Origin of the sequence: Bradyrhizobium sp. MOS002 (assembly GCF_003020115.1) — a bacterium.
In the GTDB taxonomy this organism is placed as follows: domain Bacteria; phylum Pseudomonadota; class Alphaproteobacteria; order Rhizobiales; family Xanthobacteraceae; genus Bradyrhizobium.
The window spans coordinates 144,608-168,285 of record NZ_PYFX01000010.1; the positions used below are offsets into that span (position 1 = coordinate 144,608).

Below are 23,678 nucleotides of genomic sequence, written 5' to 3' on the forward strand. Positions count from 1 at the left end.
AGAAGCTAAACGCGAGAAAGCAAAGCTCGTATAGGGGGCTTGTATTCGAATGGTGATGTCATGTAACATCGGAACATGTGTTAGATGTAATTTTGTAAATCTTGTAAAGAATATAGGTCAGCAAGCCTGCCCTTGATGCCCCTGGAGACCTGAGAATGCCCGCCGGTTCCAGCAAGAAGCTCTTCGTCGGCCCGCGCTTCCGGCGGATTCGGCAGCAATTGGGGCTGTCGCAGACCCAGATCGCCGAGGGGCTCGGGATCTCCCCGAGCTACGTCAATCTGATCGAGCGCAACCAGCGTCCGGTGACCGCGCAGATCCTGCTGCGGCTGGCCGAAACCTACGACCTCGACCTGCGCGACCTCGCGACCGCCGACGAGGACCGCTTTTTCGCCGAACTCAACGAGATCTTCTCCGACCCGCTGTTCCGCCAGATCGACGTTCCCAAGCAGGAACTACGCGATCTCGCCGAACTCTGCCCCGGCGTCACCCATGCGCTGCAACGGCTCTACGCCGCCTATACCGAGGCCCGCCAGGGCGAGACGCTGGCGGCGGCGCAAATGGCCGACCGCGACGTCGGCACCCGCTATGAGGCCAATCCGGTCGAGCGCGTCCGCGAGTTGATCGAGGCCAATCGCAACTACTTTCCGGAACTCGAGCAGGCCGCGGAGACTCTGCGCGACGAGCTGAACGTCCCGGCCGAAGAGCTTTATGCGGCGCTCGCGGCACGGCTGCGCGAAAAGCATTCGATCCAGACCCGCATCATGCCGGTGGACGTGATGCGCGAGACGCTCCGGCGGTTCGACCGCCACCGCCGCCAGCTCCTGATCTCCGAGCTGGTCGACCCGCCCGGCCGCGCGTTCCAGCTCGCCTTCCAGCTCGGCCTGGTTGAATGCGCGCAAGCCCTGGAGACCATCATCGGCCGCGCCGGCCCGCTCGACGACACACCGCGCCGCCTGTTCCGCATCACGCTCGGCAACTACTTTGCGGCCGCCGTGATGATGCCCTACCCGGCTTTCCTGGCTGCGGCGGAAGCGCTGAATTACGACATCCATCTGCTGGCGCAGCGCTTCAATTCCGGCTTCGAGCAGGTCTGTCATCGGCTCACCACCCTGCAGCGGCCGAACGCGCGCGGCATCCCGTTCTTCCTCTTGCGCGTCGACAATGCCGGCAACGTCTCGAAGCGATTTTCATCGGGCACGTTCCCGTTCTCGAAATTCGGCGGCACTTGTCCGTTGTGGAACGTGCACTCGACCTTCGACACGCCTGATCGCCTGCTGAAGCAGGTCATCGAGCTGCCGGACGGCACGCGCTATTTCTCGATCGCGCAGATGGTACGCCGCCCCGTCGCGCCGCACCCGCTGCCGCAGCCGCGCTTCGCCATCGGCCTCGGCTGCGAGATCCGTCACGCCGCGCGCCTCGTCTACGCTGCCGGCATCGATCTGGAGAAAACGGAAGGCACGCCGATCGGCGTCAACTGCCGTCTCTGCGAGCGCGAAAACTGCGCCCAGCGCGCCGAGCCGCCGATCACGCGCACGCTGATCCTGGACGAGACGACGCGGCGCGTGAGCTCGTTCGCGTTTTCGAATGCGAGGGAGCTGTAAGGGGGCGGCTGCGCGTTTGGCGGCAAACGCACGCCACTCACTTCGCTGTCGTCCTGGACAAGCGAAGCGCAGATCCAGGACCCATTACCCCAGAAGCGAGTTTGGCGAAGATTCGTAACTACGATCTCGTGCCACAACTGCTCCCTGGGGTAATGGGTCCTGGCTTTCGCCAGGACGACGTCGGGGAAGAAGCGATCCAATCCCTACGCCAGCGTATGCACGATCACCGGCCCTGCGGCAGCGCGGGCGTCGCCGGCAAGCAGCGAGCCCAGATCCTTCTCGATCCAGGCGATCGCACGCCTGTTCGCCTCCTCCGCCTGCTCGAACTTGTCGAAGATCGAAATCGCCGTGACCGTGTCGTCGCCGGCATAGACGACGTAATGGGCGCGGAAGCCGTCGACGTCGCTGATGATCGGAACGGCGCCTTCCTTGATACGGCGCGCCAGCTCTTCGGCGCTCCCGCTTTTTGCCTTGGCCTGACGGATGGCGGCATACATGGCATCCTCCTTCCGGCTATCTAGTTTGCGGGCCTGGTGCCCGGATCGCATGCTACGCCGAAGCGCGCGGGCAATCCACGCTTGGTTAACCCGGCGCTAATTCACTTCCGCGATCTGCAACCATCGATTAAGCACGCCTCAACATCGCTGCCTTAGTCTCGCCCCACTCACTTTTCGCAAACAACGACAGCTTATTCTGCCGCGCGAAGTGACATCAGGGGGTTCATCATGCGCATTGCGTTGCTGCTGACCGCGACCATTGTCGGCGCGCTCTTTGCCAATCCGTCCCATGCCGGACCGCTGGATGCGTCCGCCGGCGCAGCTCAGGCGTTACCGCCGGGCTTCCAGAACTACCGCGGCTACATGTTCGACCTGTCGGAGAATTCCGACCGCAAGGATGTCGACAAGCTCACCGACAATGTGAAGAGCCAGATCGACGTGGTCGAGGCTGCCGGCCTCTCGCCGCGCGTGCTGCGCTTTTTCCGCACCGTCCCGATCATCGCGAGCGAGCTCGCCTGCCTCGACGAGGGCGCCGCGACCGCGTGCTACGGCCGGGTCGCGCCGAACGTCGAGCGCCGCGTGCCGCGGACGCTCACTGTTTGGGACCATGCCACGCAGCGCTGGACCAATCCCAATGCCGTCGACCTCGCGGTCGATTCGGGCCTCGGCGTGATCATGCTGCGGCCGGACATGATGCGTTACGAAAAGGAAGCCGTGCTGCTGCACGAGCTCCTGCACGCCTACCACGCACGGCTGTTGCCGGACGGCTACGCCAACAAGGGCGTGATCGGCTATTACGCCTACGCCAAGTCCAAGGATCTTCTGCCCAAGGAATCCTACGCGCTGAAGAATCACATGGAATTCTTTGCGGTGACCGCCAGCATCTTCCTGGCCGGCAAGAGCGAATTCCACGACCCGAAGTCGCGCGAGGCGCTCAAGGAGAAGATGCCCGACTATTACAAATATCTGGTCGGCGTGTTCGGCTTCGACCCCGATCCGGCAGCGGCAAGCGGCCCGGTGGCGTCGCTGAAGTAAGGCAAAGAACGTCAAACCGAGCCAGAGAGCCGCGCGCGCAGCGCGGCTTTTTTGTTTGTGTCACCGGAAGCTGCGGATGACGCCTGGCCGGGAATTGCCAAGGCGGGGCTCGATCTGCATAGTCCCGCCCGCATCGATACTGTTTTGGAAGAGGATAGAACAACATGGCGGACGCCGACCTGGATGTCGTGATCCGGCAACTGGCCAGACAGCTGCATACGGGCCTGATGACCCGCGCCAAGGAGCGGCGGGACCGATTCAACGGCCTTGCGGCCAAGGCCAAAAGCAAGGAGACCGGCGACCGCTTCAAGATGATGGCCAAGGCCACCATGGAGCAGGCCATTGCCGCCGCCAAGCGCCTGCAAATGTCCGCCGACAACGTCGCCGACAGCTACGCGCGGTCGATGCGGATCGCCGCCAGCACGCCGGTCGCGGTGAAGGTGGAGAAGAAAGCCGCCAAGGAAAAGCCGGTGAAGAAGGCGAAGAAGGCCAAAGCGAAGAAAGCGAAGTAGGCGCGAATCGCGCGCTTCACCTCGCCCCGCTTGCGGGGAGAGGTCGGATCGCTCTTGCGATCCGGGTGAGGGGGTACAGATACCGCGATGGTCGCGCATGTGGATGGAGCCCCTCACCCCAACCCTCTCCCCGTGAGAACGGGGAGAGGGAGAGAAACTCCTTTCACCTCGCTGGCGCGGCGACCCGGGTCGGCTCGGCGCTCGTCAGTTCGGCGAGCTTTGCGCGCGCCGCATCGCGGGTGCGGGCATCCTTGCCGGCGGGCAGTGCCAGCGCGGCTTCGAAATCGGCGCGCGCCTCATTCGCCTGGCCGCGGGCGAGGAAGGCGAGGCCGCGGTCGAGCCGAGGCTGCGCATCGGACGGGTCGAGGCGGACCGCGGTGTTGTAGCTCAGGATCGCGCGATCGAGATCGCCGGCGGCGGCGAGCGCAAGGCCGCGCTGGTGATAGGGCGCGGCGTGCCTGGGATCATGCGCGATCGCCTCGTCGTAATCCTCGATCGCAAGTTCGAGATCGCCGTTCTGCCGGCGCGCCTGCGCCCGATCGCGATAGAGCGAGGCGCGGTTGGGATTGAGATGGATGGCTTCGTCGAAATCCGCGATCGCCCGCCGCCAGTCGCCATGGCGCAGCGCGATCCGTCCGCGCCCTTCATAGGCGAACGCGATCAGCGAGCCGCGCAGCGGCGAGAAGCCGATCACCGCCGAGCAGATGTCGGGATCGTCCTCGTCCCCGCAATTGACGACGGTGTGCGTGGACAGGCCAATCAGCACGCCCAGGACAATCAACAATGGTACCGCAGCTTTGGTCATCTTCGACGGTGGCAGGCAGAGGGCCGACCACGCATCCCCTTTCGCAGGAACTGTCACGCCAGGGTGTTAGCACCGGCCGGGACCGTCCTGTGTGCGACAGGTCACAAAGCGCGCAAATTGGGGTGGCTTCTGCGTCAGCCCCAAGGGCCGCGTGAAGACGAGCGGCCCCACGGGCTCCGCGGCGGATAGTTCTCATTGGCGCCGATCGACGCCGACGCCTGCGCGCCAAGCTCGGCTGCGAGTTGCCGAAGCGCCGCGACGCGATTCTGCGTCGAAGGATGGGTGGCGAACAGATTGTCGACGCCGTGGCCGGACAGCGGATTGATGATGAACATGTGCGCGGTGGCGGGATTTCGTTCCGCCTCGAAATTCGGGACCTGATGCGCCGCGCCCTCGATCTTCACCAGCGCCGATGCCAGCCACATCGGCTGACCGGCGATGCGCGCGCCGAGATTGTCCGCTGCGTATTCGCGGGTACGACTGATCGCCATCTGCACCAGCATGGCGCCGATCGGGGCGAGGATCATCATCAGGATCGAGCCGACGATGCCCGGGCCGTTGTTGTCGCGGTTGCCTCCGAAGAACATGCCGAACTGCGCCAGCATCGAGATCGCACCCGCGATGGTCGCGGTCACGGTCATCAGCAGCGTATCATGGTGCTTGATATGGGCGAGCTCGTGCGCGATCACGCCGGCGAGCTCTTCGCGGCTGAGCTGGCGCATCAAACCGGTGGTGACCGCAACCGCGGCATTCTCGGGATTTCGCCCGGTGGCAAACGCGTTGGGCTGCGGCTCGTCCATCAGGAACACGCGCGGCATCGGCAAGCCGGCGCGGACCGCAAGCTCGGCGACGAGCCCGACCAGCTCCGGCGCGCTGCTGCGGTCGACCTCATGGGCGCCATACATGGACAGCACCATGCGGTCGGAGTTCCAGTAGGTGAAGAGATTGGTCGCCGCGGCAATGACGAGCGCAATCATGGCGCCGCCGGCACCGCCGATCAGATAGCCGACGCCCATGAACAGGGCGGTGAGGCCTGCGAGCAGCATTGCGGTACGAAGATAGTTCATGGCCGTCTCCCGAGGCCGGCCGTGGCCGCTGGAGGCGTTGCGGGCCGGCGAGCATGAGGTAGGGATGACCCCGGCCCGCCCGCAAGGTTTCCGGGTGCGTCGCGGAGCCGCGGCTATTGACCCAGCCGGGGACCTGAGGGCACGATCAAAGCCATGCACTTCGAGATTCTCGGCGAGATTACCGAGATCGAAACCTTCGCCAGCGGCTCCGGCATCCGCGAGGTCGCCCGACTGCGACGGATCTATGGGCGAGGACGTTGGCGAAAGCGCAAGGGCATCGCCCGAGTGCGATTATCCGATGGCTCTACCCACCTCGCTGAGATACATTGGTATGAGGCTGCCGGCATCGGCCGCAAGGAATTCAAGCTCAAGAGCCTGCTCTGAAATCATGACGAAGTCGCGAAGCAAACAACTGGTGATCTGTGTGGACAACGAGGGGTATGCGGCCTCTCTCGAGAAGCGCAAGATCTATGAGGCGCTGCGCGACCCCGCGGCCGACAAGCATGGCATGCTGCGCATCATCGATGAGTCAGGCGAAGCTTATTTATATCCGAAAACGTTGTTCCGCTCCATCGCGTTGCCACTCGCGGTCAAGCGCGCCGTATTAGCGGCCTAGCGCTTATCCACCCAGCACCAGAGATATCGATGCCGATGAACTGCCTAGGTTCTCGCCTTGCGGTCGCAATGATCGCGGCCGCCGCCCTGCTCACGCTCGTCCTTCCCGCCTCCGCCCAGCTTGCGGCGCCGTCCGCAAAACCCGCAGCCCCCAGGGCCACTGCGCCCTCGCCGCGCGCGGCGTCGTGCCACAGTGGCGCGAACTTCGATCGCTTCCTGGCCGATGTGAAACAACAGGCCGTTGCAGCCGGCGTGTCGCAACGGACGATCGCGGCGGCCTCGCCTTACCTCGTCTACGACCAGGGCATCGTCAATCGTGACCGCGGCCAGCGCGTGTTCGGCCAGCTCTTCACCGAATTTGCCGGCCGCATGGCCGCGCCCTATCGCATGCAGAACGGCCAGCAGCATATCAAGCAACATGCGGCCGCATTTGCGCGCGCGGAAAAGGAATACGGCGTGCCGCCGGCGGTGATCGCCGCGTTCTGGGGACTGGAGAGCGATTTCGGCGTCAACATGGGCAATCTGCCGACACTGAAATCGCTTGTGTCGCTGGCCTATGATTGCCGCCGCTCGGAGATGTTCGTGAACGAGACCATCGCCGCGCTGAAGATCATCGACCGGGGCGATTTGCATCCCGACGAGATGGTCGGCTCCTGGGCCGGCGAACTCGGGCAGACCCAGTTCCTGCCCGTGCATTACGTCAATTATGCCGTCGACTATGACGGCGACGGACGACGCGATCTCCTCCGCAGTGAGGAGGATGTGATCGGCTCGACCGCGAACTACATCGCCAACGGCTTGAAGTGGCGGCGCGGTGAGCCGTGGCTGGAGGAGATCAAGGTACCGCAGAACCTGCCGTGGGATCAGACCGACCTCACCGTGCAACAACCGCGCTCGAAATGGGCGCAGCTGGGAGTGACCTATCCCGACGGCCGGCCGCTGCCGAACGACAATCTCGCGGCCTCCGTGCTGCTGCCGATGGGGCGCTTTGGTCCGGCCTTCATGGCGTACCCGAATTTCGCGGCCTACACCGAGTGGAATAACTCGCTGATCTATTCGACCACCGCAGGTTATCTCGCCACCCGCATCGCGGGCGCGGCTCCGATGCGAAAGCCGTCCACACCGGTCGTGCAACTGCCGTTCAACGAGCTCAAGCAATTGCAGCAGCTTCTGGTCCAGGCCGGCTTCAACGTCGGCAAGGTCGACGGCGTGCTGGGCCAGCAGAGCCGCGCCGCGGTGAAGGCGATGCAGATCAAATACGGTCTGCCCGCGGATTCCTGGCCCACCGCCGAGCTGCTCGCCCGCATGCGCGGCGGCACGGCGCAGGCGCGGCCAGCGGGGACGATCCGCTAGGCACTCGAATCGCTGTCATGCCCCGCGAAAGCGGGGCATCCAGTACGCCGCGGCCTATCGATTCAATCACAGCTGCCTCGGAGTACTGGATCGCCCGCTTTCGCGGGCGATGACAGCGAGGGTATGGCGCCGATAGCACCACAAGCCCGCTCGGTAGAATTTTCGCACTGCACAAGCCTCTCCCGCGATTGTATTTTTCCATGAGGTTCCCATGTGAGTGGCTCAGGTTTTCTCCTGAGATTTCCCACCACAGAGCGAGCATCACATGTCCTTCCACGACGCCGTCGTTCCCGCCTATTTGCAGATGCTGAACAGCCTGACCGGCCTGCTCACGAAAGCCGAGGCGCATTGTGCGGCCAAGAAGATCGACCCGAGCGTCATGCTGGGCTCCCGCCTGTTTCCGGACATGCTGCCGCTCTCTAAGCAGATCCAGCTTGTCAGCGATTTCGCAGCCAAAGGTTGCGCCCGGCTGACCCATAGCGAAGTGCCCTCCACACCGGATACCGAGACCAGCTTTGCGGAGTTGAAGCAGCGCCTGGCGAAGACCATCGACTACGTGAAATCGTTCAAGCCCGATCAGTTCGAGGGCGCCGACACCAAGGACGTCACCTTCCCGGCCGGCCCTGACAAGTCCATCACCATGAAGGGCCAGCAATTCCTGAGCGCGTTCTCGCTGCCGAACTTCTATTTCCACGCCGCGACCGCCCACGGCCTTCTGCGCCACGCCGGTGTCGAGATCGGCAAGCGCGATTTCCTCGGCGCGAACTGATACGCGATTGTTCAAGCAGCCGCGGCGGGAGATCGAATCTGCTGCCGCGGCTGAAATTGCACATGCTTTATGCTGCGGGGCTCCTTTGCGTAGCTCGCCTGCAGTTTCTGTATGGCTCCTCCCTTGCGCTGATTGCCGCGATGCACAAATGTTCCGGATCTCTCACCGCCTGGAAGCATTCTCATGAGCCGTTCGACCAAATTGTTTGAGACCTACAAACTCGGCCCGATCACGCTGGCGAACCGTTTCGTGATGGCGCCGCTGACGCGCAACCGCGCCGTTCCCGGCACCTTCGTACCGGGCGCGCTTGCCGCCGACTATTACGCCCAACGTGCTTCCGCAGGGCTTCTGATCACCGAAGCAAGCCAGGTCTCGCAGCAGGGCCAGGGCTACCAGGACACGCCCGGCATCTACTCCAAGGACCAGGTCGCCGGCTGGCGCAAGGTCACCGATCAAGTGCATCAGCGCGGCGGCAAGATCTTCATCCAGCTCTGGCATGTCGGCCGCATCTCGCACGTCGACCTTCAGGCCAATGGCGCAGCCCCGGTGGCGCCGAGCGCGATCCGCGCCAAGGGCAAGACCTTCGTCAACGGCGGCTTCGCCGACGTCTCCGAGCCCCGTGCGCTCGAGCTCTCCGAAATTCCAGGGATCATCGACGATTTCAAGCGCGCCACGAAGAATGCGCTCGAAGCCGGGTTCGACGGCGTCGAGATCCACGGCGCCAACGGCTATCTGCTCGAGCAGTTCGCCAAGGACGGCACCAACAAGCGCACCGATGCCTATGGCGGCTCGATCGAGAACCGCGCGCGGCTGATGCTGGAAGTCTCCAGGGCCGTCGCAGCGGAGGCCGGCGCCGATCGCACCGGCATCCGCATCTCGCCGGTGACGCCGGCCAACGACATCTCGGATTCGAACCCGCAAGCCCTGTACGACCATATCGTCGACGGCCTCGGCGCGTTGAAGCTCGTCTATCTCCACGTCGTCGAAGGCGCCACCGGCGGTCCGCGCGACATCGCCCCGTTCGACTATGCGGGCGTGCGCAAGCGCTTCCCCGGCGCCTACATCGCCAACAACGGCTATGATTTCGATCTCGCCACCAAGGTGCTGGACGCGAACGCGGCCGACCTCATCGCCTTCGGCAAGCCGTTCATCTCCAACCCCGATCTGGTCGATCGGCTGAAGCAGGGCGCGACGCTGAACGATTGGGACAAGAACACGTTCTACGGCGGCGGCGCGAAGGGCTACACGGATTACCCGACGCTGGCGGCCGAACCGGCGGAGTAAAGCGTCCACAGCTGTCATGCCCGCGAAGGCGGGCATCCAGTATTCCACCGGCGGCGAGATTCAACCGAGAGGCCGCGGCGTACTGGATCGTCCGCCTTCGCGGACGATGACAGTGGAGAACGACGCAACGCCGCGGGGCGAGGTGAAAACAAAAAAGGCCGGGATCGCTCCCGGCCTTTCGTCGTTATGTTGACGCGACGCTTACTTCGCTTCCGCGCGCTTCGGGGGCTGTGCCGGCCACGACTTGATCAAGGTGTCGTAGTCGACCGTCTCGCCCTTCGGCTTCTCGTTGGCGAGCTTGCGCTGCGGGGCGATGGTGCCGTCCTTCTGGGCCTTGGCGTACCAGTACTCGGCCGTCTCCTTCTTGTGAAGCTTCGGACCGCACTCCTTCTGCACGCCCGACTTCTCCAGACGCTCCATCACGGAGTCCTGCGCGGCGGCGAGCGAGTCCATCGCGGCTTGCGGCGTCTTCGCACCGGACGACGCATCGCCGATGTTCTGCCACCACAGCTGCGCCAGCTTCGGATAGTCGGGCACGTTGTTGCCGGTCGGGGTCCACTGCACGCGCGCGGGCGAACGGTAGAACTCGATCAGGCCGCCGAGTTTCGGCGCACGCTCCGTGAACGACTTGTCCCAGATGTCGGACTCACGGATGAAGGTGAGACCGACATGGCTCTTCTTCAGCGACACCGTCTTGGAGACGATGAACTGGAGATAGAGCCAGGCTGCCTTGCGGCGATCCGCCGGGGTCGACTTCAGAAGCGTCACGGAGCCGGCGTCCTGGTAGCCGAGCTTCATGCCTTCCTTCCAGTACGAACCGTGCGGCGACGGAGCCATACGCCACTTCGGCGTACCGTCCGCGTTCATCACGGCGATGCCCGGCTTCACCATGTCGGCGGTGAAGGCGGTGTACCAGAACATCTGCTGGGCGATGTTGCCCTGCGCCGGCACCGGACCCGACTCGGAGAAGGTCATGCCCTGGGCCTGCGGCGGAGCATACTTCTTCATCCACTCGAGGTATTTTGTGATCGAGTAGACCGCGGCCGGACCGTTGGTGTCGCCACCACGCTCGACCGAGGAGCCCACCGGACGGCAGCCTTCCATGCGGATGCCCCACTCGTCGACCGGCAGACCGTTCGGGATGCCCTTGTCGCCGTTACCGGCCATCGACAGCCAGGCGTCGGTGAAACGCCAGCCGAGGGACGGGTCCTTCTTGCCATAGTCCATATGGCCGTAGACCTTGACGCCGTTGATCTCCTTGATGTCGTTGGTGAAGAACTCGGCGATGTCTTCATAGGCGGACCAGTTCACGGGCACGCCGAGCTCGTAGCCATACTTGGCCTTGAACTTGGCCTTGTAGTCGGCGTTGGTGAACCAGTCGTAGCGGAACCAGTAGAGGTTCGCGAACTGCTGGTCGGGCAGCTGATAGAGCTTGCCGTCCGGCGCCGTGCCGAACGACTTGCCGATGAAGTCGTTGACGTCGAGCATGGGGTCGGTGACGTCCTTGCCCTCGCCGGTCATATAGTCCGACAGAGCGATGGTCTGGCCGTAGCGGAAATGCGTGCCGATCAGGTCGGAATCGTTGATCCAGCCGTCGTACACATTCTTGCCGGACTGCATCTGGGTCTGCAGCTTCTCGACGACGTCACCTTCCTGGATGATGTCGTGCTTGAGCTTGATGCCGGTGAGCTCGGAGAACGCCTTGGCCAGCGTCTGCGACTCGTATTCGTGGGTCGTGATGGTCTCGGAGACCACGTTGATCTCCATGCCCTTGAAGGGCTCGGCGGCCTTGGCGAACCACTCCAGCTCCTTCTTCTGGTCTTCCTTCGACAGCGTCGAGGGCTGGAATTCCGCGATCCACTTCTGGATCGCAGCGTCGTCGGCGGCGCGCACCGGCGCCGAGACGGCCAGCGACACCGCGACGATGGCGGCGACGCTGGACATCGTCAGAAAGCTGTTCTTGGTCAATGGACGTTCCCTTCTCCTAAACTGCCGCATGTTATTCCTCCGTTGCAGCGACAAACTTTTTACAGGCCCGGGTTGGTCCCGGATCTGGCCGTTCCTTCGCGGGCTAGACCGTGCGGAAAATGAGTACGGCCGTGGCCAGCGAAATTCCTGATGCGATCCAAAGGCGCGAAATTTCAAGTCCGTCCTCGCCGATCGGCAGCGTGGCGAGGGCGTCGGTGCCGGCGAAGGCGATCCAGAGCAAATGGATGACCGCCGCCGCGATCAGGGAGATGAACAGACGGTCGCCGCGCGTGGTGGGGATGCGCAGCACGCCGACACGCTCGGCTTCGGGATAAGCCACCCCGAGCCAGGTCATCACGGCCAACGTGCAGGCGAGCGCGACAAAGAAGATCGCCGTCGGCGGCGTCCAGGCCATCCATGCAATAGATTCCATTGATGCCTCCCTAGACCCGACCGAGCGCGAAACCGCTCGCGATATAATTGCGGACGAACCAGATCACGAGCGCGCCCGGGATGATCGTCAGCACGCCGGCCGCAGCCAGCAGGCCCCAATCCATGCCCGCAGCCGACACCGTGCGAGTCATGATCGCCGCGATCGGCTTGGCCGAGACCGAGGTCAGCGTGCGCGCGAGCAGCAATTCGACCCAGGAGAACATGAAGCAGAAGAAGGCGGCGACGCCGATACCGCTCGCAATCAGCGGCACCAGGATCTTGATGAAGAAGCGCGGGAAGGAATAGCCGTCGAGGAAGGCGGTCTCGTCGATCTCGCGCGGCACGCCGGAGACGAAGCCTTCCAGGATCCACACCGCCAGCGGGACGTTGAAGATGCAGTGCGCGAGCGCGACCGCCCAGGGTGTATCGAATAGGCCAATCGCCGAATAGAGGTTGAAGAACGGCAGGGCATAGACCGCAGCCGGCGCCATGCGGTTCGACAGTAGCCAGAAGAACAGATGCTTGTCGCCGAGGAAACGGTAGCGCGAGAACGCGTAGGCCGCCGGCAGCGCCACCGAGATCGAGATGATGGTGTTGAGGACGACATATTCCAGCGAGTTGATATAGCCGGAATACCAGCTCTCGTCGGTGAAGATGCGCTTGTAGTGCTGGAGCGTCGGGGCGTGCGGCCACAGCGTCATCGTCGAGACGATCTCGGCGTTGGTCTTGAAGCTCATGTTGACGAGCCAGTAGATCGGCAACAGCAGGAAGATCAAGAACAGCGCCATGATGAGGCGACGGCCGGGGATCGAATGCATCACGCGGCTCCTTCCTGCGGCTTCCGCTCGGCGCTGGCATTGGTCATGACGGTGTAGAAGATCCAGCACACGATCAGGATGATGAGGTTGTAGACCAGCGACAGCGCGGCGGCCTTGCCGAGGTCGAACTGGCCAAGCGCGATCTTGACCAGCTCGATCGACACGAAGGTCGTCGAATTGCCGGGCCCGCCACCCGTCACCACGAACGGCTCGGTGTAGATCATGAAACTGTCCATGAAGCGCAGCAGCACCGCGATCAGCAGCACGCGGTTCATCTTCGGCAGCTGGATCGCCTTGAACACCGCCCAGCGCGAGGCGCCGTCGATCTGCGCCGCCTGGTAATAGGCTTCCGGAATCGACTTCAGGCCGGCATAGCACAGCAGCGCGACCAGGCTGGTCCAGTGCCAGACGTCCATCACGATGACGGTGACCCAGGCGTCGATCTCGTTGGAGACGTAATTGTAATCGATGCCGATATGGTTGAGCACATAGCCGAGCAGGCCGATGTCGGGCCGGCCAAAGATCTGCCAGATCGTGCCGACCACGTTCCACGGGATCAGCAGCGGCAGCGCCAGGATGACGAGGCAGGCAGCAACCGTCCAGCCCTGGCGCGGCATCGACAGCGCGACGACGATGCCGAGCGGCACCTCGATCGCGAGGATCACCAGCGAGAAGAACAGATTGCGGCCGAGCGAGGCCAGGAAGCGGCCGCCGAGATCGGTCGAAGGATCGAGCAATTCCTTGAACCAGCCGACACCGTTCCAGAAGAACTGGTTGTTGCCGAAGGTGTCCTGCATCGAATAGTTTACCACCGTCATCAGCGGCAGCACCGCCGAGAAGGCGACGACCAGGAACACCGGCAGCACCAGGAACCAGGCTTTTTGGTTGACGGTCTTGTCCATCAGGCGGCTCCCTCCACCAGAAGGCTGTCGGCATAGACGTGGACGTGCGACGGGTCGAATTTCAGGCCGGCCGTCCCGTCCGGGCTGGTGAAGCCGGCCGGTGCGCGGGCGGCGAGCTTTGCGTCACCGAGGCGCGCACGCGCGAAACGGATGCGGCCGAGGTCGTCGACGCGTTCGATCTTCGCACTGAGCAGGCCGGGCGCAGGCGCGACGACTTCGACGAATTCCGGACGAACGCCGATCTCGATCTTCGCGCCATCGGGCAGCTTGTCGTAGCTGCGGTTGAGCGCGATCACGTGATCGCCGACCTTGGCCTCACGTCCCCTCACCTCGGCCGGAATGATGTTCATGCCGGGCGAGCCGATGAAATAGCCGACGAAAGTGTGCGCCGGCTTGTCGAACAACTCGGCCGGTGTGCCGCTCTGCACCACGCGGCCGTCATGCATGACCACCACGGTGTCGGCGAAGGTCAGCGCTTCGGTCTGGTCGTGGGTGACGTAGATCATCGTAAGGTCGAGCTCGCGATGCAGCGCTTTCAGCTTGGAGCGGAGCTGCCATTTCAGCTCGGGGTCGATCACGGTGAGCGGCTCGTCGAACAGCACGGCGGCGACGTCCGAGCGGACGAGGCCGCGGCCGAGCGAGATCTTCTGCTTGGCATCGGCCGTGAGCCGCGTCGCCTTGCGGTTCAGATAGGGCTCGAGGTCGAGCAGGCGGCCGATCTCGGCGACGCGCTTGTCGATCTCGGCCTTCGGCACGCCGCGGTTCTTTAGAGGGAACGCCAAATTCTGCCCTACCGTCATGGTGTCGTAGATCACCGGAAACTGGAACACCTGGGCGATGTTGCGCTTCTGGGTTGACAGCGGTGTGATGTCCTCGCCGTCGAACAGGATTTTCCCCCGCGACGGCGTGATGATGCCGGAGATGACGTTGAGCAGCGTGGTCTTGCCGCAGCCGGACGGCCCGAGCAGCGCGTAGGCGCCGCCCTGTCGCCAGGTCATGGTAACAGGCTTCAGCGCAAAGCTGTCCTGCGGCGCATCATTGCCGCCGTAGGAGTGCGCGAGATCGACGAGGTCAATGCGGGCCATGTCGCATCTCCCTCAGGCTTTTTTCTTTGACGCGTTTTCTTCACGCGAACCGCTCGGCACTTCGCTTGAAAACGCTATGGGACCGGGTGCCGCGACCAGCCGGTCGGCCGCATCGAAAACGAAGACGTCATTGGGATCGAGCACGGCATCGAGCGTCTGGCCGGGCTCGAACTCGTGCACGCCGTGCAGCACCGCCACCCAGTTCGATCCGTCGCGGGTCAGATGCACGAAACTCTCCGAACCGGTGATCTCGGTCACCGTTACCGTGGCATGGAAGGCGTGGCGGTCGGTCTCGCCATTGGCAAGCGCGAGCTGATGGGCACGAAATCCGACGCGATAGGCGCCGTCCGCGAGCGAGGAATAGAGACCGGACGCCGGCGCGGCAATGCCACCCGCATATTGCACGGAGCCGTTCTTCTTCTCGATGCCGACAAGGTTGAGCGGCGGATCGGAGAACACCTGCGCGACGCGCAAGGTCTGCGGGCGACGGTAGACCTTCGGCGTCTCCCCGATCTGGAGCGCCTCTCCCTGCCACATGCACACCGTGTTGCCGCCGAGCAGCAGCGCCTCGGTCGGCTCGGTGGTGGCATAGACGAAGATCGCGCCGGACGCCTCGAAGATACGCGGTAGCTCAGTGCGGAGCTCCTCGCGCAGCTTGTAGTCGAGATTGGCGAGCGGCTCGTCGAGCAGCACGAGGTCGGCGCCCTTCACCAGCGCGCGCGCCATCGCAGTTCGCTGCTGCTGGCCGCCGGAAAGCTGGAGCGGCGTGCGCTTCAGGAACGGCTCGAGCCTGAGCAGCCGGGCGGCTTCCGCGACGCGCGCCTCGATCTCGGCGCGCGGCTTGCCCTGCACGCGCAAGGGCGAAGCGATGTTCTCGTAGACCGACAGCGAAGGATAGTTGATGAACTGCTGGTAGACCATGGCGACCGAGCGCTGGCGCACGTCGACACCGGTGACGTCCTTGCCGTTGACCAGCAACTTGCCGGATGTCGGCTTGTCCAGGCCTGCGAGCAGCCGCATGATCGAGGTCTTGCCCGACAGCGTCGGCCCGAGCAGCACGTTGAGCGTGCCGCTCTCGAGCGTCAGCGAGACGTCGCGGATGTGTGGGATCCCGTCGACCGTCCGGGTCACATGATCGAGTGTCACGGTCATGAGCGTCCTCCCACTTCCAGCAGGGGACTTTGCTGCACTGCGTGGGTCCTGATCCAGTCGTCGAGCGCCGCGATCTCGTCGGCACTTAGTCGCAGGCCGAGCTTGGAACGGCGCCAGACGATATCTTCGGCTGTGACGGCCCATTCGTTGGCCATGAGATAGCGAACCTCGCGCTCGGTCAGCGTCGCACCGAACGCCTGGCCGAGATCGGCCGCCGATTTCGCATCCCCAAGCAGCTTGGTCGCCCTCGTGCCGTAGGCGCGCGCGAGGCGCCGCGCATGCTCGTGGCTGAGGAAGGGATAGCCGCGCTGAAGCTCGGCGATCAGGCCGTCGACATCGGACACGCCCATGTCGCCGCCGGGCAGCGGCCATTTGCCGGTCCAGCCTTCGCGCGCTTTCGCACTGCGAAGATAGGGCGCGAGCCGCTCCAGCGCCTCCTCGGCGAGACGGCGGTAGGTCGTGATCTTGCCGCCATAGATCGACAGCAGCGGCACGCCGCCGGGCGTGTCGAGTTCGAACACGTAGTCGCGCGTCGCGGCCTTGGCTTCGCTGGCGCCGTCGTCATAAAGCGGACGCACGCCGGAATAGGTCCAGACCACGTCATCGGGCGTGACAGGCTTGGCCAGATATTCGCTTGCCGCCGTGCAGAGATACTGGATCTCCTCGGTCGTCGCCTTCACCTTGGCCGGATCGCCGTCATAGTCGCGGTCGGTGGTGCCGATCAGCGTGAAATCGTCCTGATAGGGAATGACGAAGATGATGCGGCCGTCGGCGTTCTGGAACATGTAGGCGCGGTCGTGGTCGTAGAGTTTTTTCACGACGATGTGCGAGCCTTGCACCAGGCGCACCTTGGCCTTGGCATTGACGCCGGCGCCGCGGCCGAGCACGTCCTCGACCCAGGGGCCGCCGGCATTGACGAGCGCGCGAGCCTGGATCGACGAGCGCGCGCCGGTCATCGTGTCGATCATGCTTACGGTCCAGATGCCGTCGGCCTGCTTAATATCCGTCGCGCGAGCGCGGGTGCGGATCTCGGCGCCCTTGTCGGCGGCATCGCGAGCGTTGAGCACGACGAGACGGGCGTCGTCGACGAAGCAGTCGGAATATTCGAACGCGCGGCCGTAGCGGTTCGGGATCAGCGGGCGGCCGACCTCGTCACGCCCAAGGTCGACCGAGCGCGTCGCCGGCAACAGATGACGGCCACCGATGTGGTCATAGAGGAAGAGGCCGAGACGCAGCAGCCAGGCCGGCCGCAAGCCCGCATGATGCGGCAAGACGAAACGCAGGGGGCGGATGATGTGGGGCGCGATGCCCCAGAGAATCTCGCGCTCGATCAGCGCCTCGCGGACCAGCCGAAACTCGTAATATTCGAGATAGCGCAGGCCGCCATGCACCAGCTTGGTCGACCAGGACGACGTCCCGCTCGCCAGATCGTTCATTTCGCACAGGAAAACCGTGTTGCCCCGGCCCACCGCGTCGCGCGCGATGCCGCAGCCGTTAACACCGCCTCCGATAATGGCGAGGTCGAAAATCCGCTCCAACAGACGCATCCCCCGGCGACCGCCCGTTCAATCGAGCGGTTACTTTCGCTTTTGATTAGATCACACCGAAAACCGAAAGCAAGATGAAAGAGGAGAGAAAGGAAGTGAAAGCGGAACTTTTTAAGGGGCAATTCGGCGCGGAAATCGGCAGTTCAGGAGGGTTCGAGCAGCGCTACTGCTCTTGAATGGTGGTCAACGGTCATTATAGTTAGAATAGTCATATTGGTCGTTATCTGCATGACAGAGCACAGCACTGCACCAGATTCACCGGCGACTGACTCGTGGACGCTTGCCAACGCCAAGGCCCGCCTCTCCGAGGTAATCGACCGTGCCCAAGCCGGCCCGCAAATCATCACCCGACACGGCAAGCCCAATGCGGTGATCGTTTCCGCCGAGGAATGGGCGCGCAAGACGGCGCGTAAGGGCACCTTAGCCGAATTCCTGCTGGCTTCGCCGCTGCGCAGCGCCGACCTCGAGCTTGAACGCGTACACGACGCGCCGCACGACCAGACGCCGTGAATCTTCTGCTCGACACCAAAGTGTTGTCGGAGGTCCAGAGGCCCGCCCCTTCGCCGAAAGTCTTGTCATGGCTTGATACGATCGACGAGGATCGTGCGTTCATCAGCGTGGCATCGATCGCCGAGCTTCGCCGCGGCATCGCATTGCTGGAGGACGGCCGTCGGCGCGCAGCACTGGCCGCCTGGCTTGGCCACGATCTGCCGGAGCGTTTTGCCGGGCGCACCCTGTCGATCGACCACGCGGTGGCGGAACGCTGGGGCGACCTGATGGCTCAGAGCCGCAGGAGCGGCGTCGCATTGTCTGTCATGGATGGCTTCTTTGCCGCGACCGCTCTCGCAAACAACCTCATGCTCGTCACGCGTAATGTGAAGGATTTTGCGGCGTTCGGAGTCTTGCTGCTCAATCCGTGGGACGGCGTGTAAGACCCTATCTCAGCCGCACCACAGGCGCAGCGTCGGGTTGCGCATCCGGTGCCTCGGCCTGCGCATCATCAAGATCCGCCCCCTTCGGCATCGCGGCCATCACCTCGATGCCCTTGCCGTGGCAAATGGTGGCGAGGCGCTCGGGCAATTCCTGGTCGGTGACGAAGGTCTGGATCTGGCTGATATGGGCGATGCGAACCGGCGCGCTGCGCCGGAGTTTTGTGGAATCGGCGACCAGCATGACGCTGCGGGCATTGGCGATGATGGCCTGCGCGACCTGCACCTCGCGATAGTCGAAGTCGAGCAGCGCACCCTCCTCGTCGATCGCGGACGCCCCGATGATGGCGTAGTCAACCTTGAACTGGCCGATCAGCTGCGTCGCGGTCGAGCCGACCACCGCACCGTCGGCGCGCCGCACCGTGCCGCCGGCGACCACCACCTCGATGCGGGGATGGCGGTAGAGCAGCATGGCGACGTTGAGATTGTTGGTAATGACGAGCAGGTCCTCGTGCGAGGTCAGCGCGCTCGCGACCTCCTCGGTCGTGGTGCCGATATTGATGAAGAGCGAGCAGCCGTTCGGGATCAGCGATGCGGCCGCGGCGCCAATCGCCTTCTTCTCGTCGGCGGCAACGAAGCGCCGCGCCTCATAGGCGAGGTTTTCCACGCCGGAGGCGATGATGGCGCCGCCATGGATGCGGGTCAGCGAGCGGCGCTCGCAAAGATCGTTGAGATCCTTGCGGATGGTCTGCGCCGAGACCTCGAACCGGCGCGCCAGCTCCTCGACCATGACGCGGCCCGAGGCCCGCGCGATGTTGAGGATTTCGGCTTGGCGATGGGTCAGTCCGGTCACGGCGATGGCCTCAAGTCAGGAAGCTCCATGGTGCGGCGGTTCGCGCGTTCGGTCAATGCGCGCGCCGATCACGGTTAACGGACGAAGGTCCTCACCACGCCATCGCGGCGGCGAGACGCGCCAGCAGGTCCGGATCGTCGAAGGCGCTGGCGGAGGCGATAGCCCCCGCGGCGACAAGATCAGCATGGCTGAGGCTGGTCCGGATGCCGATGGTCGGAATGCCGGCCGCTGCGGCCGACTGCACGCCGGTGCGAGAGTCCTCGAACGCAACCGAGGCCATCGCGCTGGCGCCGGCAAAGCGCAACCCTTCCTGATAAGGCAGCGGATGCGGCTTGCCGTGCGGCAGCTCGGCGCCGATCACGAGCGCCTTGAAGCGGTGCGTGATGCCGAGGCCGGATAGCAGCAGCTCCGCATTGAGACGCGGGGCGTTGGTCACGGCAACCATGGGAATGCCGGCCGCATCCGCCCTGTCGAGCAGCGCCATCAGGCCCGGCAGTGGCTCGATCTGCCCGGCGACGAGCGTGCGGAAGACTTCCTCCTTCTCATCGAGGATCAAGGCACGCCGTTCCGGCGCCTCGTCGGGCAGAAAGCGCTCGCCGATCGATACATTCGCGAAGCCTTGCAGCTCCCTGGAGAAGCGCGCGTGATCGAAGACATGGCCGCGAGGGCCGAGCACCTGATTGAAGGCCTTCAAGTGCAGCGGATCGGTGTTGGCGAGCGTACCGTCGATATCGAACAGCAACGCCCTTCTCGTCTCCCTGCCGACAGCCTCGATCATGTCCGTACTTTCCCGAATATATGACGCATCAATACGAAAGCCGTATCAATACAGCGCCAATCGCGCAATGACGCACGTGCATGACCAATACGCGACACTCGACAAAGTCCCGCGCGGCTGCAACACTCCATGCAAGATAAAAAAGGAGGAAACGATGACGATCAACCGACGCGATCTGGCTCTCTCGACTCTTGTCGTGCCAGCTCTTGCCGCCTCAGCTCTTGCGCTCACAACACCGGTGCTGGCGGCCTCGGCGGACGAGGAAGCCGTGGCGAAGAAGGTCGAGGCATTCCGTCTCGCCCAGATCGCGGCCGATCCCAAGGCGCTCGGTGCACTCTGCGCCGACGAGGTGAGCTACAGCCATTCCAGCGGCAAGGTCGAGGACAAGGCGACCTTCGTCGCCAACGCCACCGACGGCAAATCCAAATTCCTGTCGATCGAGTACAAGGACCCGACCATCAAGGTCGTTGGCCCCGCCGCGATCGTGCGTTTCCACTGGGTGGCGGAACAGGAGATGGCGGCCGATGGGAAAAAAGTGCCGACCAACCTTCACATCCTGATGAACTGGCAGAAGCAGGGCGACGACTGGAAGCTGCTCTCGCGGGCGGCGACGAAGTTGTGAACATGATTCTCACCTTCTCCCCTTGTGGAGAAGGGAAGGCAGAGCACGCGGCAAAAGATTCCGGGCTCGCGCTTGCGCGCCCGGAATGACAGGCGGAAAATTATGCCGCTTCCTTCACATCACCGTTAACCAGCTTGCGCGCAGCGCGCTCGGCTTCGCGAGCGTTGCGGAAAAGCTGGCCTTCAAGACGGTTGAATTGGTGAGAGGAAGCGAAGAAGCAGTAGCCTCGGTCGCCGCGAACCACGATGCCCGCAGTCTGCGAATTAACCTCGATGATGTAGCTGTCCGGCATGGCCCGTAGATTCCTCAGTGCGGGCAAATAACCGGATCCCTGCCCGAAAGTTCCTCGGGCAAATCGGCCGGTTTCCACCTCGAATCGACACGCGATTGAGTACGCCGGGACCTCATCCGTTTTATGACTGGTTCTTGGCAAAGCCGCGGCGCCGTGACTCAGTCGCGCCCGCGTTTGGCGGCGTCGCACCTGAGCTGAGGCGCAACGCCGCGTGCGATTACGTCGCGATTGGTGGATCGTTTCTTTGGATTGTTTGCGGACGGCCGTCATCGTCGATCGAGACGTAAGTGAAATTGCCGTCGGTCACCAGGATCGGCTGGAGCTCCCTGCGTCGCAGCGCCCAGGCTTCGAGATGCACGGTCATCGAGGTGCGGCCCACGCGGACCAGATTGGCATAGACCGAAACGAGATCGCCGACATAAACGGCCTTGCGGAAATTCATCGCCTCGATGGCGACGGTCACCGTGCGCGACTTCGCGACCTTTGACGCAAAAACGCCGCCGCCGACATCCATCTGGCTGAGCAGCCAGCCGCCGAAGATGTCGCCGTTTGCGTTGGTGTCGGCAGGCATCGCCAGCGTGCGAATGCAGAGATCGCCGCTCGGCCCGGCATTGGCTTGCTCGTTCATGCCTCTCTCACCTGAAGATTGCTCACTTGAAACTGCTCACTTGAAATTGTCCCAGCCCGGATCAGGCGCAAAGCGCTCGCCGAATTTTCCGGCCAGCGCGCGCAAGGTGGATACGACATGATCCGCGCCACGCGTGCGCGCATAGTTCAACGGCCCCCCGCGGAACGGTGCATAACCGGTGCCGAAGATCATGGCACCGTCGACCATATCGGCATCATCGACGATACCCTCGCGAAGCGCCGCGACGCAGACGTTGGACATCGGCAGCACCAGGCGGTCGATCATCTGATCGGTGACGCGCGGACCAGTCTCGGGCAACGGCGCCTTCTCGGCCTTGCCGTCGCGCCAGACGTAAAAGCCCTTGCCGGTCTTGCGGCCGAGGTCGCCCTTGGCGACCTTCTCGCGCAGCCAGGCCGGCGTCGGCGGCAAGAGATCGCCGAATTTGGTGCGCAGCATGTCGCCGACATCGAGACAAATGTCGAGCCCGACCTGGTCGGCCAGTTCGATCGGCCCCATCGGCATGCCGAACTGCTCCGCGGCGGCATCGATCAGGCGCTGGTCGATCTTCTCGTCCAGCATCACCATCGCTTCCAGCATGTAGGGCGTCAGCGCGCGGTTGACGAGGAAGCCCGGCGAGCTCTTCACCGACAAAGGCAGCCGATCGATCGCGCCGACGAAGGCGAGCGCCTCCTTCAGCACCTGCGCATCGTTACCGTCATGGCTGACGACTTCGACCAGCTGCAACCGCGACACCGGGTTAAAGAAGTGGAGGCCGACCAGCCGCTCCGGGCGCGCCAGCGTCGTGCGCAAATCCTGGAGCGGAATGCTCGACGTGTTGGTCGCGAGAATCGCGCCAGGCTTCATCCGCGGCTCGAGGCCGGCATAGACCTTCTGCTTCAGCTCGAGCTTCTCCGGGACCGCCTCGATGATGAGATCGGCGTTGCGGACGCCCTCCCCGTTCATGTCGGGGATCAGGCGATCGAGCGCGTCGCGCACCTCGGTCGGCTTGCGGATGATCTTGCCGTAGAGCTCGGCGGCGCGCTTGACCGCGCCAGCGATCGGCTGCGCCTTCATGTCGGCGAGCGAGACGCGCATCCCCTGCCCTGCGCACCAGGCCGCGATGTCGCCGCCCATGGCGCCGGCGCCGATGACGTGGACATGCTTGATCGTGTTGCCGGAGCCTGCCGCCTTCTTCATCTGCTCGCGCAGGAAGAACACGCGGATCAAATTCTGCGCGGTCGGCGTCACCATCAACTTGGCGAATGAGGCCTGCTCTGCCATGAGCATCGCGGCCTTGCTGCCGCCATGGGTCTCCCAGAGATCGATCAAGGCATAAGGCGCCGGATAGTGCTCGCGGGACGCGGCCTTCGCCGCCTCCGATCGCATGCGCCGGGCCAGCAGCCCGCGCACGGGTCCGAAATTGGCTGCGCGCGTGAGCAACCCCGGCCGTACCCGCTTGAGGCGGCCGAACAGCGCATCCTTGACCGCATTGCGAACGTGGCGCTCCTGGGTCACGGTGTCGACGAGGCCGAGCGATTTGGCGCGGCGGGCATCGATGGTGCGGCCGGTCAGCATCAGAGCCATGGACTGGGTCGGATTGACCAGCGCGGTGAAACGCGCGGTGCCGCCGAGCCCGGGATGCAGGCCCAGCATCACCTCAGGGAAGCCGAAGCGCGCGCCGTCAATGGCGATGCGCGATTGGCAGGCGAGCGCGACTTCGAGCCCGCCGCCGAGGCAGAAGCCATGGATCACCGCGACCGTCGGCAGCTTCAGAGCTTCCAGATGGTCGACCACCGCATGGGCGGCGCGGATCCGCGTCTCCACCATCCCGGCATCATCGGCGCCGCGAAATTCGTTGACATCGGCGCCCGCGATGAAGCCGGACGGTTTTGCGGAGCGGATCACGAGGCCGGCAGGACGCTCGGTCTCGATCGCCGCCAGCACGGCGTCGAACTCCTCCATCACGTCCGAGGATAGCGTATTGGCGCTGGCGTCAGCGCGATCGAACAGCAGCCAGGCAACGCCGTCGGCGTCGCGCGCCAGCTTGAAATGCTTGTAGGGACCATCGGCAGCGGGCTTGGGCCCGAGCTCCAGCACGCGATCGCCGAGCGCGGTCATGATCTTGGAATCCATG

General features: G+C 64.0%; 26 protein-coding genes. 11 read left to right on the plus strand and 15 right to left on the minus strand.

Going from position 1 to position 23,678, the window contains the following annotated elements:
- The first annotated feature begins 155 nt into the window (after positions 1-155).
- Positions 156-1,601 (plus strand): short-chain fatty acyl-CoA regulator family protein, encoded by a 1,446-nt coding sequence (locus tag C7G41_RS25910; protein ID WP_106945175.1) that lies wholly within the window; start codon positions 156-158, stop codon positions 1,599-1,601.
- Between the two features lie 203 nt (positions 1,602-1,804).
- Here C7G41_RS25910 and C7G41_RS25915 read toward each other — a convergent pair whose 3' ends face one another.
- Positions 1,805-2,098: an antibiotic biosynthesis monooxygenase gene (locus C7G41_RS25915; RefSeq protein ID WP_106945176.1), complete on the minus strand. Its 294-nt coding sequence runs from the start codon at positions 2,096-2,098 to the stop codon at positions 1,805-1,807.
- Positions 2,099-2,326: 228 nt separating this feature from the next.
- Here C7G41_RS25915 and C7G41_RS25920 point away from each other — a divergent pair, with 228 nt between their 5' ends.
- Positions 2,327-3,133, plus strand: a complete 807-nt coding sequence (locus C7G41_RS25920) for a hypothetical protein (RefSeq protein WP_106945177.1) — start codon at positions 2,327-2,329, stop codon at positions 3,131-3,133.
- Positions 3,134-3,297: 164 nt separating this feature from the next.
- Positions 3,298-3,645, plus strand: a complete 348-nt coding sequence (locus C7G41_RS25925; RefSeq protein WP_106945178.1) for a hypothetical protein — start codon at positions 3,298-3,300, stop codon at positions 3,643-3,645.
- A gap of 163 nt (positions 3,646-3,808) precedes the next feature.
- Here the strand turns inward: C7G41_RS25925 and C7G41_RS25930 are convergent, their stop codons facing one another.
- Both C7G41_RS25930 and htpX read right to left on the minus strand, forming a co-directional pair.
- Positions 3,809-4,450: a tetratricopeptide repeat protein gene (locus C7G41_RS25930; RefSeq protein ID WP_199198609.1), complete on the minus strand. Its 642-nt coding sequence runs from the start codon at positions 4,448-4,450 to the stop codon at positions 3,809-3,811.
- Positions 4,451-4,584: 134 nt separating this feature from the next.
- Positions 4,585-5,517, minus strand: a complete 933-nt coding sequence (gene htpX / locus C7G41_RS25935; RefSeq protein ID WP_106945180.1) for a zinc metalloprotease HtpX — start codon at positions 5,515-5,517, stop codon at positions 4,585-4,587.
- A 153-nt stretch (positions 5,518-5,670) separates the two neighbouring features.
- Here htpX and C7G41_RS25940 point away from each other — a divergent pair, with 153 nt between their 5' ends.
- The 5 genes from C7G41_RS25940 (at position 5,671) to C7G41_RS25960 (ending at position 9,538) form a co-directional block, all read left to right on the plus strand.
- The gene (locus tag C7G41_RS25940; RefSeq protein WP_106945181.1) at positions 5,671-5,901 is read left to right on the plus strand and encodes a hypothetical protein; all 231 of its coding nucleotides are present in this window, start codon (positions 5,671-5,673) and stop codon (positions 5,899-5,901) included.
- 4 nt (positions 5,902-5,905) lie between these two features.
- A complete protein-coding gene (locus C7G41_RS25945; protein WP_106945182.1) occupies positions 5,906-6,133 on the plus strand; it encodes a hypothetical protein in 228 nt (75 codons plus the stop codon).
- A gap of 68 nt (positions 6,134-6,201) precedes the next feature.
- Positions 6,202-7,485: a lytic murein transglycosylase gene (locus tag C7G41_RS25950; RefSeq protein WP_106945183.1), complete on the plus strand. Its 1,284-nt coding sequence runs from the start codon at positions 6,202-6,204 to the stop codon at positions 7,483-7,485.
- Positions 7,486-7,750: 265 nt separating this feature from the next.
- Positions 7,751-8,254 carry a DUF1993 family protein gene (locus tag C7G41_RS25955; RefSeq protein ID WP_106945184.1) on the plus strand — a complete coding sequence of 168 codons (504 nt, stop codon included), beginning with the start codon at positions 7,751-7,753 and terminating at the stop codon, positions 8,252-8,254.
- 183 nt (positions 8,255-8,437) lie between these two features.
- Positions 8,438-9,538, plus strand: coding sequence for an alkene reductase (locus tag C7G41_RS25960; RefSeq protein ID WP_106945185.1), 1,101 nt, complete (start codon positions 8,438-8,440; stop codon positions 9,536-9,538).
- Between the two features lie 201 nt (positions 9,539-9,739).
- On the opposite strand, the gene C7G41_RS25965 is transcribed toward C7G41_RS25960, so the two are convergent.
- The 7 genes from C7G41_RS25965 to glpD form a co-directional block, all read right to left on the minus strand.
- Positions 9,740-11,482 carry an ABC transporter substrate-binding protein gene (locus C7G41_RS25965; RefSeq protein ID WP_199198615.1) on the minus strand — a complete coding sequence of 581 codons (1,743 nt, stop codon included), beginning with the start codon at positions 11,480-11,482 and terminating at the stop codon, positions 9,740-9,742.
- A gap of 127 nt (positions 11,483-11,609) precedes the next feature.
- Positions 11,610-11,939, minus strand: coding sequence for a DUF2160 domain-containing protein (locus C7G41_RS25970; RefSeq protein ID WP_106945187.1), 330 nt, complete (start codon positions 11,937-11,939; stop codon positions 11,610-11,612).
- 10 nt (positions 11,940-11,949) lie between these two features.
- Positions 11,950-12,756 carry a carbohydrate ABC transporter permease gene (locus C7G41_RS25975; RefSeq protein WP_018454979.1) on the minus strand — a complete coding sequence of 269 codons (807 nt, stop codon included), beginning with the start codon at positions 12,754-12,756 and terminating at the stop codon, positions 11,950-11,952.
- On the minus strand, positions 12,756-13,658 hold the full coding sequence (locus C7G41_RS25980; RefSeq protein WP_106945188.1) for a carbohydrate ABC transporter permease: 903 nt from the start codon (positions 13,656-13,658) through the stop codon (positions 12,756-12,758). The genes C7G41_RS25975 and C7G41_RS25980 overlap by 1 nt, the downstream gene beginning before the upstream one ends.
- A complete protein-coding gene (locus tag C7G41_RS25985; RefSeq protein WP_106945189.1) occupies positions 13,658-14,743 on the minus strand; it encodes an ABC transporter ATP-binding protein in 1,086 nt (361 codons plus the stop codon). Before C7G41_RS25985 ends, C7G41_RS25980 begins: the two co-directional genes overlap by 1 nt.
- Positions 14,744-14,755: 12 nt before the next feature.
- Positions 14,756-15,895, minus strand: a complete 1,140-nt coding sequence (locus C7G41_RS25990; RefSeq protein ID WP_106945190.1) for an ABC transporter ATP-binding protein — start codon at positions 15,893-15,895, stop codon at positions 14,756-14,758.
- On the minus strand, positions 15,892-17,442 hold the full coding sequence (glpD, locus tag C7G41_RS25995) for a glycerol-3-phosphate dehydrogenase (RefSeq protein WP_106945191.1): 1,551 nt from the start codon (positions 17,440-17,442) through the stop codon (positions 15,892-15,894). The genes C7G41_RS25990 and glpD overlap by 4 nt, the downstream gene beginning before the upstream one ends.
- A gap of 228 nt (positions 17,443-17,670) precedes the next feature.
- Here glpD and C7G41_RS26000 point away from each other — a divergent pair, with 228 nt between their 5' ends.
- Positions 17,671-17,952 (plus strand): type II toxin-antitoxin system Phd/YefM family antitoxin, encoded by a 282-nt coding sequence (locus C7G41_RS26000; protein ID WP_106945192.1) that lies wholly within the window; start codon positions 17,671-17,673, stop codon positions 17,950-17,952.
- A complete protein-coding gene (locus C7G41_RS26005; RefSeq protein ID WP_106945193.1) occupies positions 17,949-18,374 on the plus strand; it encodes a type II toxin-antitoxin system VapC family toxin in 426 nt (141 codons plus the stop codon). Before C7G41_RS26000 ends, C7G41_RS26005 begins: the two co-directional genes overlap by 4 nt.
- 4 nt (positions 18,375-18,378) lie before the next feature.
- Here the strand turns inward: C7G41_RS26005 and C7G41_RS26010 are convergent, their stop codons facing one another.
- Both C7G41_RS26010 and C7G41_RS26015 read right to left on the minus strand, forming a co-directional pair.
- Positions 18,379-19,224, minus strand: coding sequence for a DeoR/GlpR family DNA-binding transcription regulator (locus C7G41_RS26010; protein ID WP_106945194.1), 846 nt, complete (start codon positions 19,222-19,224; stop codon positions 18,379-18,381).
- A 91-nt stretch (positions 19,225-19,315) separates the two neighbouring features.
- On the minus strand, positions 19,316-20,002 hold the full coding sequence (locus tag C7G41_RS26015) for an HAD family phosphatase (RefSeq protein ID WP_106945195.1): 687 nt from the start codon (positions 20,000-20,002) through the stop codon (positions 19,316-19,318).
- Positions 20,003-20,156: 154 nt separating this feature from the next.
- Here C7G41_RS26015 and C7G41_RS26020 point away from each other — a divergent pair, with 154 nt between their 5' ends.
- Complete coding sequence (locus C7G41_RS26020; protein WP_106945229.1) at positions 20,157-20,624, plus strand: nuclear transport factor 2 family protein; 468 nt, start codon at positions 20,157-20,159, stop codon at positions 20,622-20,624.
- 100 nt (positions 20,625-20,724) lie between these two features.
- Here the strand turns inward: C7G41_RS26020 and C7G41_RS26025 are convergent, their stop codons facing one another.
- From C7G41_RS26025 to C7G41_RS26035, 3 genes are all read right to left on the minus strand, one after another.
- On the minus strand, positions 20,725-20,916 hold the full coding sequence (locus C7G41_RS26025; protein WP_027516359.1) for a hypothetical protein: 192 nt from the start codon (positions 20,914-20,916) through the stop codon (positions 20,725-20,727).
- 217 nt (positions 20,917-21,133) lie between these two features.
- Positions 21,134-21,544: an acyl-CoA thioesterase gene (locus C7G41_RS26030; protein ID WP_106945196.1), complete on the minus strand. Its 411-nt coding sequence runs from the start codon at positions 21,542-21,544 to the stop codon at positions 21,134-21,136.
- A 36-nt stretch (positions 21,545-21,580) separates the two neighbouring features.
- Positions 21,581-23,677 carry a 3-hydroxyacyl-CoA dehydrogenase NAD-binding domain-containing protein gene (locus C7G41_RS26035; RefSeq protein WP_199198610.1) on the minus strand — a complete coding sequence of 699 codons (2,097 nt, stop codon included), beginning with the start codon at positions 23,675-23,677 and terminating at the stop codon, positions 21,581-21,583.
- Between the last annotated feature and the right edge of the window lies 1 nt (position 23,678).